We start from the raw sequence: 14364 nt of genomic DNA, 5'->3' as shown, positions 1-14364 counted from the left end.
GCCGGTAGGACCACCTTTAAAATATAGAAATAGCAGTGAAAAAACTGCACCCGATATCCTACGCTTTTGAACGTGGGTCCATAAAATCACGTAACGCATTGCTAAGCATATATAAGCCTAGCACAAGTACTGTAATAGCTCCACCTGGCGCATAAGTATACCAAGGGGCCCCAACTAAATAGGCTTGTGAGTCTTTTAACATTCGCCCCCAACTAGGGTTTGGTGGCTGCACGCCAAGCCCTAAGTAACTCAGTGCCGCCTCTGCAAGCATTGCCGTTGCAAAGGTCACAGTTGCTGCGACAATAATCTGTGATGAAATATTCGGTAATATATGGCGGAACATGATGCTATAGGGCTTTACGCCAATTAACTTTGCAGCTAATACATATTCTGCGTCACGATGTTGAACAAAGCCACTACGTGCAATTCTGGCAATGGCCGGTATGGCAATAATTCCTAATGCTATAGCAGTATTGACGATCCCTGGTCCAAATACGGCAACGAGCATTAAAGCTAAAATAATTCCTGGAAAGGCCATTAATGCATCCATCATGCGCATAAAAATTTCATCGATCCAGCCACCTACATAGCCCGCTATACCTCCAATTAAAATACCAAAAATTGTTCCTATACATACTGTCAGTAAACCGACGGCAAAGGCAGTTTGTGTTCCTTTCATAATACGGCTAAAAATATCACGACCAAATTCATCCGTACCAAAAAGATAATTACTACTTGGGCTGCGTAACTTTTGAGGTATATTCATAGCGTTCACATCATGTGGCGTATAAAAAAAGCTGACAATCATCACGATTAGAAAACCGACAATGACTAGTAGACCAATGATTAAATTGATATTTTTCGTGTACCTTTGTATATTTTTCATCGTATCCACCCCTCATCGTAATCGGATTCTAGGATCTATCACAGAATATAAAATATCGACCATAAAATTAATCATAACAACCGCTACAGTAATATACATGACGATTCCTTGCACTAATGGAAAATCTCGATTGCTAATAGCTGTGATTAGCAGTTGACCAACACCTGGCAATGAAAATACTTGTTCCACAATAATTGTTCCAGCCACGACCTCTGCCATAATCAGTCCAAAGACCGTTAATATTGGAATCATCGAATTTTTTAAAACATGTTTATACATAACATTGTGCTCTGACATCCCTTTACTGCGAATCGTACGCACGTAATCGAGCTGAACTTGCTCTAAAATAGCAGTACGAACATAGCGAAAATTAACCGCAATTTGCGGAATCGCAATGGTTAATGCAGGGAGAACAAGCGTGCTTAGCGCTCCTGTTACACTTTGCGTCCACGGAATATATCCACTAATTTTAAAAAAGCTAAATTGCATGCCAATATATAAAATAAGCATCATGCCAAGCCAGAAAGAGGGAACGGCCATACCCACTTGTGTCACTGTCGATAATGACACATCACTTAACTTATTTTGTCTTCTCGCCGCAAACATCCCTAGTGGTAAGGAAATGCATAACACAATTATGAGTGTGAGCCCAGCCAATGACATCGTTACAGGAAGTCGTTCAAATAATAAGTCTTTTACTGGCATTGAAAAACGAATAGAATTTCCTAATTCCCCTGTCAATAATCCCTTCATCCAATCCGTGTATTGCTCATAAAGGGGGCGATTCAAGCCAAGCTCTGATCGCAAATTTTCAATTTGTGTGGGGTCAGCTTCAGTCCCCAACATTGTCCGAACCGGATCACCGGGTAAAATTTGAAAAACAGCAAATGTAATAATCGACACTAAAAGGATGGTTGTTATTAACAGAATGAATCGACGTATCATATACATCATTGGACACTCATCCCTTTCTAGTTAGAAAATTTCACTTCAGACATGTCGTGGAACCAGAATGGGTAGTTCTTTAATCCTGTAACTTGCTTGTCGGAGCCCCAAACAATTTGGTAATCCGCGATGTAAACCGCTGCTGCCTGCTCAGCTAAAATTTCCTGTGCACGATGGTAATAGTCCATTTGCTTTGCCTGATCTGCTTCCTTCAAAACATCTGTCATCATTTTGTCATACTCATCATTTTTAAATAAAAAGAAGTTTTCACTCTCATTCGTTGAAATGTAATCATTTAATACTTCGTAGGCAGATGCTCGACCTGTTAAATCAATCGTTGTCATTTGATAGTCGCGGCCAAAATAAACTCGGTCTAGCCAAATTCCCCATTCTACAACTTCAATTTCCACGTCAATACCGATTTCCTTTAAATTATCTACAACGATTTGAGCGATATTCGAATACATATCGTTATGCGAAGACACTGTAATTTTTGTTTTAAAGCCATCAGGGTAACCCGCTTCCGCTAATAATGCTTTTGCCTTTTTCACATCTCGCGTATACATGCTTTCTAGGCCTTTCTTTTGATAGTCTCCCATCGCAGGACTCATATTTGAACCAAGTGGTACAGCATAGCCAGCAAACACGGAGTCAATAATATCGGACTTACTTATTGCGTAGTTAATTGCCTGACGGACCTTGACATTATCAAATGGTGCTTTTGTTTCGTTAAATGTAATGATTAACGATGAGTTATTATTTTGATGCGATACATTATAGTTCCCCTTCACTTCACTTACACGATGCCAAGGAACACTTGTTAAGTCTACTTCATTGGCCATTAAACTCATTATTGCTGCTTGATCATCTGATTGGAATGTAAACGTCACTTTATTTAAGTATGGAAGACCTTCCTTCCAGTAGTTTTCGTTTTTCTTTAGCTCTAAATTTGTACCAGGAGAATATTTTACATAAGCAAATGGTCCAGTACCTATTGGATTTTCATTATGCTTGCCATCATTGCTTTTTGGTACGATCGCTGATTGTCGAGCAGTTAATGAATAGAGGAAATTAGAATTTGGCTCTTTCAGCTTTATAACAAATGTATTAGCATCTGGTGCTTCTGTTGACGCAACATTATCAAAGCTGTTTGACATCTTTTCTCCACCGTTTTTCCCCATTAAACGATCAAATGAATACTGAATATCCTCAATCGTTAAATCCTCACCATTATGAAACTTCACACCTGGGCGAATTTTGAAGGTATATGTTAAGCCATCCTTAGATATTTCATAACTTTCTGCTAGCCCTTCTTTTAAAGATCCATCGGTTTCTGGTGCCATTAGTCCTTCAAAAATATTGAGAATCATTTGGAATGATATCGATGCAGTTGCTTTATGTGGATCTAAAAAGTCTGGGTCATCATTTATACGGACTACAATTTCTTGAGGTAACTCTTCTACTGACTTTTCACCTGAACTGGCTTCTTTCCCATCATCACTTGAGCATGCACTTATTAGTAAGCCTACTATCAATACCAACAACAGCATCAACCAATTTTTATTCAGCCTCATGACAATTCCCCCCTGTTCCCTCAATGCTCTTTATTTGAATGCTTTTATAGCTCTCTACTTCTGCTAATCTTTCAGCCTCTTTCACACCCACTACTATCGCTTCCTCCATAACCGCTGTAGCCAAATGTCCCAAATAGTCGACTGAATATGTTTTATCTCCTGTACCTAGCACGAAAACCGTATCTCCATCTAGCATTGTGTGAACAGGATAAATAGTGCGTGCGAGGGCATTTTGTGTCAGCTGCGCTATTTTTTTCGCCTCTGCTTTTGTTAGTTTGGCATTTACTGCAATGACACCAATTGTCGTATTCGTACCAGGCAGCGCTTCTGATTGCACATGTTCCTCTAAATAAGCACAACAATCCAACCATTCCCCTGTTTTTGGATTCCTCGCACCTGCTAGTATTTGTCTTGTATTTGGGTCTTTTATATCCCCAACAGCATTGACAGCAACAATTGCACCAACAACAAGATCATTTTTGCCAGCGATAGCGGCGCTACCAAGCCCCCCTTTCATACAAAATTGAGGTCCTGCCAATTTGCCTACAGTCGCACCATAACCAGCACCTGTATTACCATTTGCGAATGGCCCAACAATCGCACTTTGGGCCGCTTCATAACCCATTTTAGCTGTAGGTCTAGTCTTTGGATCACCGATAAATAAATCAAAAAGCACAGCACTAGGGACAATTGGTATTGTCGTAACACCCGCATCCACACCAACACCCTGCTCCTCTAAATATTGCATAACCCCTGTTGCTGCATCTAATCCAAATGCACTTCCTCCAGACAAGCAAATCCCATGTACTCGATCTATTTCATTTATAGGATCAAGTGCATCAGTCTCTCGAGTGCCCGGTGCAGAACCTCTTACGTCGACACCGCAAACTGCACCATTTTCGACTAAGATTACTGTACAGCCTGTAATGCCTTCATTATTTTCTGCATGCCCAACCTTAACTCCGGGCACATCTGTAATATTGCCAAACATACTATACACCTCACTTTTGAAAAGACTTAATATTCAGATTATTAATCATATAATAAGCAGGCTACTCGTTGATCTTTATTTTTCTCTTGAAGTACAGGTCGTTCCTGATGACACCTTTCCATCACAAAAGGACAACGTGTATGGAACACACAGCCAATAGGTGGATTCATCGGGTTCGGCAATTCACCTTGTAACGGTATTTCCTGTTTCGGCTTATCAAAATTTACTACTGGAATCGCTGACAGTAATGCTTGTGTATATGGATGTAGAGGATTAGCAAATAATTCTTTCTTCGTGCCAATTTCCACCACTCTCCCTAAATACAGCACCGCCACTCGATCACTTATATGTTTCACAACACTTAAATCATGTGAGATAAATAAATAGGTCAAATGAAATTCATCCTGTAAATCCATCATTAAGTTCAAGACTTGTGACTGCACTGATACATCTAGTGCAGATACAGGCTCGTCCGCAATGATGAACTCTGGATGAATAGCAAGAGCCCGTGCAATACCGATTCGTTGCCGTTGACCTCCAGAAAATTCATGCGGAAATTTTTGCATCGCATCCTCTGATAGACCTACCTTGTGTAAAAGCTCCTTCACCCGTTCTTTGCGTTGCTCCTTCGTTAATGTTAATTGCAGCTTCATCGGTTCTTCAATAATGGCACCTATTCGCATACGAGGATTCAGAGATGCAAAAGGATCCTGAAAAATCATTTGCATTTGATTGCGATAGGTTTGTAGCTTGTTGCCTTTTAATTGCTGGATAGGCTGACCTTTATACAAAATTTCTCCCGAAGTCGGTTCAACAAGCTTCAAAATTGTCCGTCCAAACGTTGATTTCCCAGAGCCAGATTCGCCTACTATGCCAAGCGTCTCGCCACGGAAAATCTCAATGGAAATATCGTCGACTGCTTTAATGACTTTTTTCTCTTCCTTCATCGACTTACGTTTCACAGGGAAGTAGGCTTTTAAATGATTAATTTCAAGCAAAACTTCTTTTTTCGTCATAAACAGGCTCCCCTTCCTCTGTGAATAGATGGCAGGACACTTTATGCTCACCTTGAATATGGATGACCTCTGGCTGAGTGACACGGCATTGTTCCATCGCAAATGGACAGCGTGGTGCAAATCGGCAGCCTTCTGGTAACGCATAAGCTGGCGGGACGGTGCCTGGAATGGAAGGTAATCTTTTAACATCCGTCTCAAGACTCGGCATTGTTTTTAAAAGGGCAGTCGTATACGGATGCTTTGGATTTAGAAAAAGCTCCTGCACTGGGGCTTCCTCTACGATTTGCCCTGCATACATGACCATGACACGATCTGCCGTTTGTGCAACAACGCTCATATCGTGCGTAATAAATAATATAGCCGAATGATGCTCTTCCTTCATCTTCATCATGAGCTTTAATATTTGTGCCTGTACGGTTACATCAAGTGCTGTTGTTGGCTCATCTGCAATTAACAACTGAGGATTATTGGACATGACGATCGCAATCATGACACGCTGCCGCATACCGCCTGATAATTGATGCGGATATTCTGTCATAACCTTTTCTGCATTAGCAATACCGACTTCTTTTAATAACTGTAAAGATTTCTCCCACGCCTCTTTTTTAGACATCTTTTGGTGCCTGCGTATTCCTTCCATCATTTGATTGCCGATTGTAAAAACAGGATCTAAAGAGGTCATGGGCTCTTGAAAGATCATACTAATTTCATTGCCTCTTATATGGCTCATCTCTTTATTTTTATAGTCTAGTAGATTTTTGCCATTCAATTTAATGGTACCCGCTGTAATTTCTCCTGGTGGTATTGGTAGTAAACGCATAATGGATAACGATGTAATGCTTTTTCCGCTACCAGATTCACCTACAAGTGCAACTGTTTCGCCTTTACGAATCGTAAAGCTCACATCATCAACAACTTTTGCCTGTTTGCCATTTTTTAAATGAAAACTTATTTTTAAATGATTTACCTCTAGTAGCACTTGATTTTCTTCCAAATGCATCCCTCCATCTTACTGATTAGGTGGTGCATAGCGTATGGCGATATTTTTCATTTGCGTATAATTCCTTAACGCGACAAAGCCTTTTTCTCGCCCAATGCCGCTCTTTTTATAGCCACCAAAAGGCATTTGTATACCACCTGCTGCCCCGTAGTTATTGACAAACACTTGCCCGGCCTGTACTCGGCTTGCGACATAATGAGCAGTATCTATATCCTTTGACCAAACGCCTGCAACTAAACCGTAGTCTGTACTATTCGCTAAGGCAATCGCTTCTTCGACAGTTGTAAACGTAAAAACAGTCAACACTGGTCCGAAAATTTCCTCTTGTGCTAGCGGATCGTTCACATCTACGCCATCTAGTATGGTCGGTTGTATATAATAGCCTTTTTCATAGCCTTCAATCGTCAATGTTTCGCCACCCGTGACCACATAGCCATCTTCCTTCGCTTTATGCAATAGTGTTGAGATCTTCGTATATTGTCGTTCATTTAACAATGGACCCATATCAACATCTGCTTCACCTGGACCAACTTTTAATGCTTGGAATTTTCGTACTAGTTGCGCGATAAATGTTTCCTTCACACACTCTTCTACCAGCAATCTTGCCCCAGCCGAGCATGTTTGTCCTGCATTCTGAATAATCGCACGAACTACTCCATCAAGCGCTTGCTCCATGTTTGCATCCGAAAAAACAATATTAGGCGATTTCCCACCAAGCTCTAATGTCACAGGTACTACATTTTCAGCTGCAGATTTCATAACAGCTATGCCTGTTGGGACAGAGCCCGTAAACGTAATGTGATTGATATCAGGATGTGCTGTTAAATATGGACCGACTTCACGACCTAAACCTGTAATATGCTGAAAAATACCTTTTGGCAGTTTATCTGCAAACCATTCAGTTATGGCATGTGTTGTCAATGGTGTATCTTCAGCACTTTTGACAATCACTGCATTGCCCGTTGCAATGGCAGCTGCTACACTTCTCGCCGTTATTTGAATAGGATAATTCCAGGGCACGATATGTACGGTAATCCCAACAGGCTCTAACACTACCGCATTTAAAATACCATCTTCAATTGGAATTGTATCCCCCATCACTTTATCAGCTGCTCCCCCGTAAAACTCAAAATAGCGAGCTGCCGCCTCAATATCTGCTCTTGCCTGGGATAACGGCTTGCCAACATCACGACATTCTAATAAGCTCCATTCCTCTGCATGCTTGCGGATATAGTGTGCGAATTCAACAAGTAGTTGTCCCCGTTCATGCGCCTTTATTTTCCGCCATTCTTCACTTTCAAACGCTATTCTTGCAGCACGAACAGCTTCATCGACATGCGCTTTATTCGCATTCGTAATTTGGGCAATCATTTCACCGGTAGAGGGATTCATGACATCCAATAATTCCTCCGAACCAGTATGAACCCATTCACCATTTATAAACATTGGAATTTTTTTCACCTGATCCCTCCTAAAGTCCGCGACCACCGTCTACATGTAATGTCGTTCCTGTCACCATACTCGCTTCATTTGAAAGTAAATAACTTACTGCACCTGCAATGTCTGACGGATTCACTAAACGCCCAAGGGGGACTGATTGAACAAAGACACTTTGCTTTGTTTGCTCGATATCTGCTCCTTGTGCGGCAAACTGCCCTAGCATCTGTGTATCCGCTGGTCCTGGATGAATCGTATTGACACGTATTTGGAACGGCGCTAATTCAATAGCCATTCCACGTGCAAAGCTCTCTGCCGCCCCTTTAGAAGCAATATACGCTTGTAAACCAGGTCTCGGGCGGACAGCAGAAATCGAGGCGATTGTTACAATTGAGCCCTTTTGCCGTTCCTTCATATAAGAAACGACCGCCTTTGTTGTTATAAATAAAGTTTTCACATTGACATCCATTAACCGATTCCACTCATCCATCGTGACTTGCTCAATCGGTGTTGCGGCCTGCGCTATACCAAGTGCATTGACAAGTCCATCAATCCGGCCATACTTTTCAAAAACCTGTTTGCATATGTCGTTCACACGTTCCTCCTGTAAAACATTGACTTCAAAACATTGCAAGGTATCCTGTGCTAAGTCTGTTAGTGATGCTACCGAAAGATCGAGCCCTACTACAATATTGCCCCTCTCAAGCTGCTCCTGAATAATGGCTTTCCCCATACCGCCGCCAGCACCTGTGACAATAATGACCTGTCGTTCTGCTGCCATGCTATACACCCCCTGCTGCTAATTTCATTTTGACAATCTCCTGACAAATAGCATCACCCATTTGCGCTGTTGACGCCTGTCCACCAATATCAGCCGTTTTCACAATTCCTTCTCGTAGCACCGCCTCAATCGCATGAACTATGAGCTCCTCTAAATCAGGTCTTCCAATATGTCCAAGCAATAAAGCGAGTGACCAAATTTGAGCGATTGGATTTGCGATTCCCTTTCCTGCAATATCTGGCGCTGAACCATGCACAGGCTCAAACATAGAGGGGAATTCCTTTTCTGGATTCAAATTGGCTGATGGTGATAATCCTAGACCGCCGACAATAGCTGACCCTAAATCAGACAAAATGTCCCCGAATAAATTGGAGGCAACAATAACTTGGAAATTCTGTGGTCGCTCCACAAAGTAAGCTACTAATGCGTCGATATAAATAGATTCTAGTTCTAGCGTTGGTAAACTTTGAGCAAGAATTCTTTTCGTATGCTCATCCCAGAACTTCATCGAATGGATAATAGCATTCGATTTTGTTGCACTCGTAATTTTTGTTTTGCCATATTTATAGGCATATTCACAGGCGGCTTGTACAATTTTTTCAATACCGATCCGTGTCATAATCGTATTTTGAATCGTCATTTCCTGTAGCTGATTATGATACATTCGACCACCACTATCGGAATATTCCCCCTCCGCATTTTCTCGAAAGATAACGAAATCAATATCACGCTCGTTGGCAAGCGGTGAGGCTATGCCAGGTAGCGATTTAATCGGACGGAAATTCACATATTGCTGGAAGTTTTTTCGTATCGGCATAATTAATTCCCATACCGTAACGTCGTCTGGAACGCGAGCATCTCCAATAGCCCCGAATAAAATCGCATCAAACTCTTTTAAAATGTCTAGTGCATTTTCAGGCATCATACGACCGTGCTTGAGATAATAATCGGAGCTCCAAGGAAAAATGGTTGTTTCTATTCGGAAAGACGAATCATGTTCCTGAAGAAAATTTAGTACCTTTAGCGCTTCCTCCATAACTTCCTTTCCAATACCATCACCTGGAATGACTGCGATTTTTGTGTGAGTCATTGAGTATCACCTGCTAAAAACTTAAGTGCTGCCAAACGATATATAGCTGTTGTTTCTGCCAATTCTTCGATATCGACATATTCGTCAATTTGGTGGGGAATATCACGATCACCTGCACCAATCGTCACAATTGGGACACCGTGCACATGAAGGAATGTTCCATCTGTAGCCCCTGGGACACCGTTATATTTTGGCTCTTTCTCCGTTACTTCAGCAACTGCCTCATAAATGGCTTGTACTACAGGATCCTCCTTTGCAGTAGCTGTGGCTGGTCGGTTGTCAAGCACCGTTAGTTCTACCTTAAAATCAGGGTCATCTGCTTGCAGACGTTTAATAATCGCATCAATTTTGCCGAGAAGCTCATCATGATCCTGAGCAGGTACCGTACGAATATCAAGCGTCGTCATACAATGATCCGGAATCACATTAATTTGTGCATCCCCTTTGACTGGTGCTTGCAAAATAGTCGGTGTAATAGATGGCCAATTAAGCATGGGATCTCGTCCCAAACGTGCTTGCTCTTCTTTTTCTAATTTTTCTAGCTCCACGATAAAACGGGCCATACGCCAGTTCGGGTTAATGCCGCTCCAAGAAATTGCACCGTGCGCCATCTTACCAAAAATATCTACCTTCAAACGTATCGCTCCACGCTGCGCAATACTGACATTATTTTCCTGCGGTTCGCATATAATGGCCCCATCTACACCATCTGCCCAACCATTTTTTATAAAATGTTTAATACCAAGCATCAATCCTTCTTCATCACAAGGAATACATAAAATAATCTTGCCTGTAAATTCCTCCTGATCCAGTAACAACGACTGGCAAGCTGTAATCATACATGCAAGATTTCCTTTTGTATCATTTGTACCACGGCCATACATTCGACCATCAATAATTTCTGCACCGAATGGATCGTACGTCCATGCTTCACGATTACCTTCAGTCACAACATCTGTATGTCCTTCAAAGAGTAGCGTTTTCCCTGGTTTACCCGAATCAATAATACCAACCACATTCGGTCTGCCTGGCACAACTTCCTCCACATATGTTTCAATCCCGATATCACGTAAATATTGAGCAACAAAATTTGCCACTTCTTGTTCATTGCCATTTGGATCATTTTCTCGATAAACACTCTCAATACGAACTAGCTTTTGAGTAAGCTCAATAACTACTTCTCGGTCACGCAAATAAGATTCTGTTGTCTTTAAATTTATTACTGTCATCTAAAGGCCCCCTTGATTTAATAGAATATTCCGAATTCAGATTATTTTAACATTGTCCTTTTAGATAAGCATTAGACAATTTGTTAATAAAACATATAATGCTATTAACTTTTTGTTTAGTAGTAAAAAGTTAGAAAAGAACAAAACAATCTATTTTATGTTAATTTTCGATAAAAAAAGATTGGATTATTACTAAAATGTGGGGCTGATTTCCGTTCTGATTGGGCGCTTTCAAAAAAATTTGCTGAATGAAGATAAAAAACCAGCATCCATTTTAAATAGCTAAAATAGATGCTGGTTTATTCATTTTATTGCTTGCGTGATTCTGTCATTTGCTTCCAAACAGAGCCTTTTGCTTCTTCACCCTGTTCGATGCGGGCAACCGCCATTTTTACTTGTAGTTTCACTTCGAATTCTTTATCTTCTTCAGCAGCCTTTAATGCCACTAATGACTTTTCAGTACCGACTTCATATAAGTACATAGCTGCACGCCATCGAACAAGCTTATTCTTATCCTGTAATGCTCGCTGCATCGCTTCTTCAAATTCCACTAAGCCAAGGTCACTCATACAATCGCCAGCAGTTCGTCGTACAGCTGCACTTTTGTCTTGTAATGCCTTTTCTAAATAGGGAACAACTGCAACATCTTCAATCATTCCTAAATACACTGTTGCCAGTCGGCGGATAGACATTTGTTCATCTTGTAACGCTAAATCTAAAAGTGGTAAATCATCTAATTCTGGATCCGCCATTTGGTCAAGTAATTGGAAACGCTTTTCCCATTCAGGTTGTGTGAACTGTTCAACAGTCACTTTTAGCTTAGCAGGTTTCACTATTGTTTTCTCAGAATCATTAGTCATTGAGACAATTTCTGCTAAACGCTCCTCAGAATATGTCACATTGATTTCCTGCTTCACGGCTTCCGCAATTTCCTCAAGCTCTCCATAACGAACGCCATAGTCAATCCACTTACGTTGGAAAATATAATTTTCATCAACTGCTGTATCAATAATTTTATTGAAAGTCTCCACAAATCGCTCGCCACAGCTCACACGGTGCTCACGTTGATTATCAAATACTTTTACTTGTAGTGGCACCTGCTTATAAAACTGCACATGAACGTACACTTCACCATAAAATTCACTGGCAACTTGCGTTTCATTTTCTTCTTGTACTTCTTCACCTAATACTTGACGAATACTTGCTAAAATACCTTCCCATGCATATTTTGCGTTACGCTCTACAGCGAAGAAATCTGCTACATGATAAACTCCCTTGACACCTTCAATTGCTAAAATCGCTGCAGCTTCACCAGTTGCTTGATCTTTATTATCCTTTGTAAAATTATAGCTTTTGCCAAAAGGTAACTCTGTATCGACGACAATTTTCATTGAATTAGGACTTGGTGTCGGTTCAATTGTAATAATCTTCACGCATATCGCTCCTTACCCGTTTACAATTTCATCTAAATACGACCATCTCTCAATAAGATGTTCATAATGTGCATTCAGCTCATCAAGCTTCGCCGTTAATTCCTGTAATTTTGTAAAATCAGCACCCGCGTGAGCAATACCTTCTTCTGTCTCCATAATTGCTGTCTCTGTCTTTTCTATTTCGTCAGCAATTGTTTCCCATTCTTTTTGCTCTTTAAAGGATAATTTTTTCTTGTCCGACTTAGGCTTTTCGGTTTTCGGTTTTTCTACCTTTGGCGCCTCTACCTTTACAGTAGCTTCCTGTTCACGCTTTTGTAAATAATCACTGTAAATATCAAGCGTCTCCTCAACATGTCCAAGACCATCTAAAATCCATAACTTTTTCGCAATACGATCTAAGAAAAAGCGATCGTGGGATATCGTCATAACGACCCCAGGGAAATGCTCAATGAAATCTTCCAGCACACCTAATGTTTCAATATCTAAATCATTCGTAGGCTCATCTAGTAACAATACGTTTGGTTGCTCCATTAATAAACGTAATAAATGTAGACGTTTACGCTCGCCACCCGATAATTTACCGATCGGTGTACCATGTCCATGAAGTGGGAATAAGAAACGCTCCAGCATTTGAGCCGCCGAATAGCGCACACCCTCTGCATCTGTTATATCATTTGAAGCTTCTCGAATATATTCAATCATACGCTCATTTTCATTCATTTTCGGTAATGTTTGTTTGAAATGCGCTAATTTCACTGTCGAGCCAACATGAATTTCACCTATATCCGGTGTAAGTTCACCTGCTAGCATGTTCAATAATGTTGATTTTCCTACACCATTAGCTCCGATAATACCAATACGATCGCCCTGTTGTAGTAAAAATGAAAAGTCTTCAAGGATTTTTTGTTGGCCAAAAGCCTTTGAAATATTTTCTGACTCTAAAACCTTTCGACCGAGACGCGTTGTAGCTAGCCCCATTTCAAGCGAAACATCCTCTGATTTACGCTCTAGGTTATCCTCTAGCTGTTCGAAGCGTTGGATACGTGCCTTTTGCTTCGTCGAACGCGCCTTCGCTCCACGACGAATCCATTTTAACTCTGAGCGATAGCGGTTGCGGTCTTTTTGTGCAGAGGCTGCTTTCATTTCCTCACGAATCGCACGTGCTTCTAAATAATCCCCATAATTCCCAGTATGTCGGTATAATGTTTGATCAGCTAGCTCGTAAATATGAGTAGACAGCTCATCTAAGAAATAACGATCATGGGTAATAAATATAACGGCTCCCTTTAATCGTAACACCATTTCTTGCAACCACTCCGTTGACTGCACGTCTAAATGGTTGGTCGGCTCGTCCAATAAATAAAGATCTGCTGGCTCTATTAATACTTTAGCTAATGCGACGCGCTTTTGTTGACCACCTGACAGTGTTAATACTTCTTTATCAAACATTTCAATGCCAAGCTTTGTAAGTGCTGTCTTAGCAAGTGCATTAACATCCCATGCCTGCTCCTCATCCATGCGATGCTGTATGCTAAATAACGTTTTTTGTAAACTTTCTGAAGTTGGATTTAACGCAAGCGCAGCAACCGTTTCCTCATATTCACGATTAAGTTTTAAAATCGGTGAATCCCCTGCAAACACTGCCTGTAACACCGTTTCTCCGCTTTCAAAAGTAGGCTCCTGTGGTAAATATGCTACACGGTATTTATTTGGGCGGTCAACATTCATTGAATCCGCTTCGATTTCACCTGCTATAATAGAAAGCAGCGTGGATTTACCAGTACCATTAATACCAATTAGCCCCGCACGCTCTCCCTCATAAATGGTAAATTCAATATTTTGAAAGAGCGTTTTATCGCCCACTGTTTTCGTTAAATTTTGTACTATTAAATGACTCATTACACTTGTCCATCTCTTTCATTTAGGTGTTGTTAGTGTCCGTACTACTTTTAATATGTAGTTTATTATTGATATCCATTTTT

At 40.8% G+C, this 14364-nt stretch carries 12 protein-coding genes; all 12 read right to left on the bottom strand.

What is annotated here, in order from left to right; genetic code table 11:
- Window positions 1-58: 58 nt before the first annotated feature.
- Window positions 59-886, bottom strand: a complete 828-nt coding sequence (locus AB9L17_RS08505) for an ABC transporter permease (RefSeq protein ID WP_368637447.1) — start codon at window positions 884-886, stop codon at window positions 59-61.
- A gap of 12 nt (window positions 887-898) precedes the next feature.
- Window positions 899-1840 carry an ABC transporter permease gene (locus AB9L17_RS08500; RefSeq protein WP_223555068.1) on the bottom strand — a complete coding sequence of 314 codons (942 nt, stop codon included), beginning with the start codon at window positions 1838-1840 and terminating at the stop codon, window positions 899-901.
- A gap of 17 nt (window positions 1841-1857) precedes the next feature.
- Window positions 1858-3405 carry an ABC transporter substrate-binding protein gene (locus tag AB9L17_RS08495; protein ID WP_375200392.1) on the bottom strand — a complete coding sequence of 516 codons (1548 nt, stop codon included), beginning with the start codon at window positions 3403-3405 and terminating at the stop codon, window positions 1858-1860.
- A complete protein-coding gene (locus AB9L17_RS08490) occupies window positions 3392-4396 on the bottom strand; it encodes a P1 family peptidase (protein WP_375200391.1) in 1005 nt (334 codons plus the stop codon). The genes AB9L17_RS08495 and AB9L17_RS08490 overlap by 14 nt, the downstream gene beginning before the upstream one ends.
- 41 nt (window positions 4397-4437) lie before the next feature.
- Complete coding sequence (locus AB9L17_RS08485) at window positions 4438-5412, bottom strand: ABC transporter ATP-binding protein (RefSeq protein WP_375200390.1); 975 nt, start codon at window positions 5410-5412, stop codon at window positions 4438-4440.
- Window positions 5387-6412, bottom strand: a complete 1026-nt coding sequence (locus tag AB9L17_RS08480) for an ABC transporter ATP-binding protein (RefSeq protein ID WP_375200389.1) — start codon at window positions 6410-6412, stop codon at window positions 5387-5389. Before AB9L17_RS08480 ends, AB9L17_RS08485 begins: the two co-directional genes overlap by 26 nt.
- Window positions 6413-6421: 9 nt before the next feature.
- Window positions 6422-7873: an aldehyde dehydrogenase family protein gene (locus tag AB9L17_RS08475; RefSeq protein ID WP_375200388.1), complete on the bottom strand. Its 1452-nt coding sequence runs from the start codon at window positions 7871-7873 to the stop codon at window positions 6422-6424.
- Between the two features lie 10 nt (window positions 7874-7883).
- Window positions 7884-8630 (bottom strand): SDR family NAD(P)-dependent oxidoreductase, encoded by a 747-nt coding sequence (locus tag AB9L17_RS08470; RefSeq protein WP_375200387.1) that lies wholly within the window; start codon window positions 8628-8630, stop codon window positions 7884-7886.
- A 1-nt stretch (window position 8631) separates the two neighbouring features.
- Window positions 8632-9720 carry a tartrate dehydrogenase gene (locus AB9L17_RS08465; protein ID WP_375200386.1) on the bottom strand — a complete coding sequence of 363 codons (1089 nt, stop codon included), beginning with the start codon at window positions 9718-9720 and terminating at the stop codon, window positions 8632-8634.
- Window positions 9717-10949, bottom strand: a complete 1233-nt coding sequence (locus AB9L17_RS08460) for a M20 family metallopeptidase (RefSeq protein ID WP_375200385.1) — start codon at window positions 10947-10949, stop codon at window positions 9717-9719. Before AB9L17_RS08460 ends, AB9L17_RS08465 begins: the two co-directional genes overlap by 4 nt.
- A gap of 308 nt (window positions 10950-11257) precedes the next feature.
- A complete protein-coding gene (locus AB9L17_RS08455) occupies window positions 11258-12382 on the bottom strand; it encodes a conserved virulence factor C family protein (RefSeq protein ID WP_375200384.1) in 1125 nt (374 codons plus the stop codon).
- A 12-nt stretch (window positions 12383-12394) separates the two neighbouring features.
- Entirely contained in the window at window positions 12395-14281 is a 1887-nt protein-coding gene (locus AB9L17_RS08450; RefSeq protein ID WP_375200383.1) for an ABC-F family ATP-binding cassette domain-containing protein, read from the bottom strand.
- Between the last annotated feature and the right edge of the window lie 83 nt (window positions 14282-14364).

This window comes from Lysinibacillus sp. RS11 (assembly GCF_042019215.1).
Classification (GTDB): domain Bacteria; phylum Bacillota; class Bacilli; order Bacillales_A; family Planococcaceae; genus Lysinibacillus; species Lysinibacillus xylanilyticus_A.
This window is presented reverse-complemented; position numbering and strand designations above follow the sequence as displayed.

Excerpts from the sequence above, each read along its gene's own strand:
- AB9L17_RS08460 (WP_375200385.1), bottom strand. The coding sequence starts at position 10,949 with ATGACAGTAATAAATTTAAAGACAACAGAATCTTATTTGCGTGACCGA.
- AB9L17_RS08485 (WP_375200390.1), bottom strand. The coding sequence starts at position 5,412 with ATGACGAAAAAAGAAGTTTTGCTTGAAATTAATCATTTAAAAGCCTAC.
- AB9L17_RS08470 (WP_375200387.1), bottom strand. The coding sequence starts at position 8,630 with ATGGCAGCAGAACGACAGGTCATTATTGTCACAGGTGCTGGCGGCGGT.
- AB9L17_RS08465 (WP_375200386.1), bottom strand. The coding sequence starts at position 9,720 with ATGACTCACACAAAAATCGCAGTCATTCCAGGTGATGGTATTGGAAAG.
- AB9L17_RS08505 (WP_368637447.1), bottom strand. The coding sequence starts at position 886 with ATGAAAAATATACAAAGGTACACGAAAAATATCAATTTAATCATTGGT.
- AB9L17_RS08450 (WP_375200383.1), bottom strand. The coding sequence starts at position 14,281 with ATGAGTCATTTAATAGTACAAAATTTAACGAAAACAGTGGGCGATAAA.
- AB9L17_RS08490 (WP_375200391.1), bottom strand. The coding sequence starts at position 4,396 with ATGTTTGGCAATATTACAGATGTGCCCGGAGTTAAGGTTGGGCATGCA.
- AB9L17_RS08495 (WP_375200392.1), bottom strand. The coding sequence starts at position 3,405 with ATGAGGCTGAATAAAAATTGGTTGATGCTGTTGTTGGTATTGATAGTA.
- AB9L17_RS08480 (WP_375200389.1), bottom strand. The coding sequence starts at position 6,412 with ATGCATTTGGAAGAAAATCAAGTGCTACTAGAGGTAAATCATTTAAAA.
- AB9L17_RS08500 (WP_223555068.1), bottom strand. The coding sequence starts at position 1,840 with ATGATGTATATGATACGTCGATTCATTCTGTTAATAACAACCATCCTT.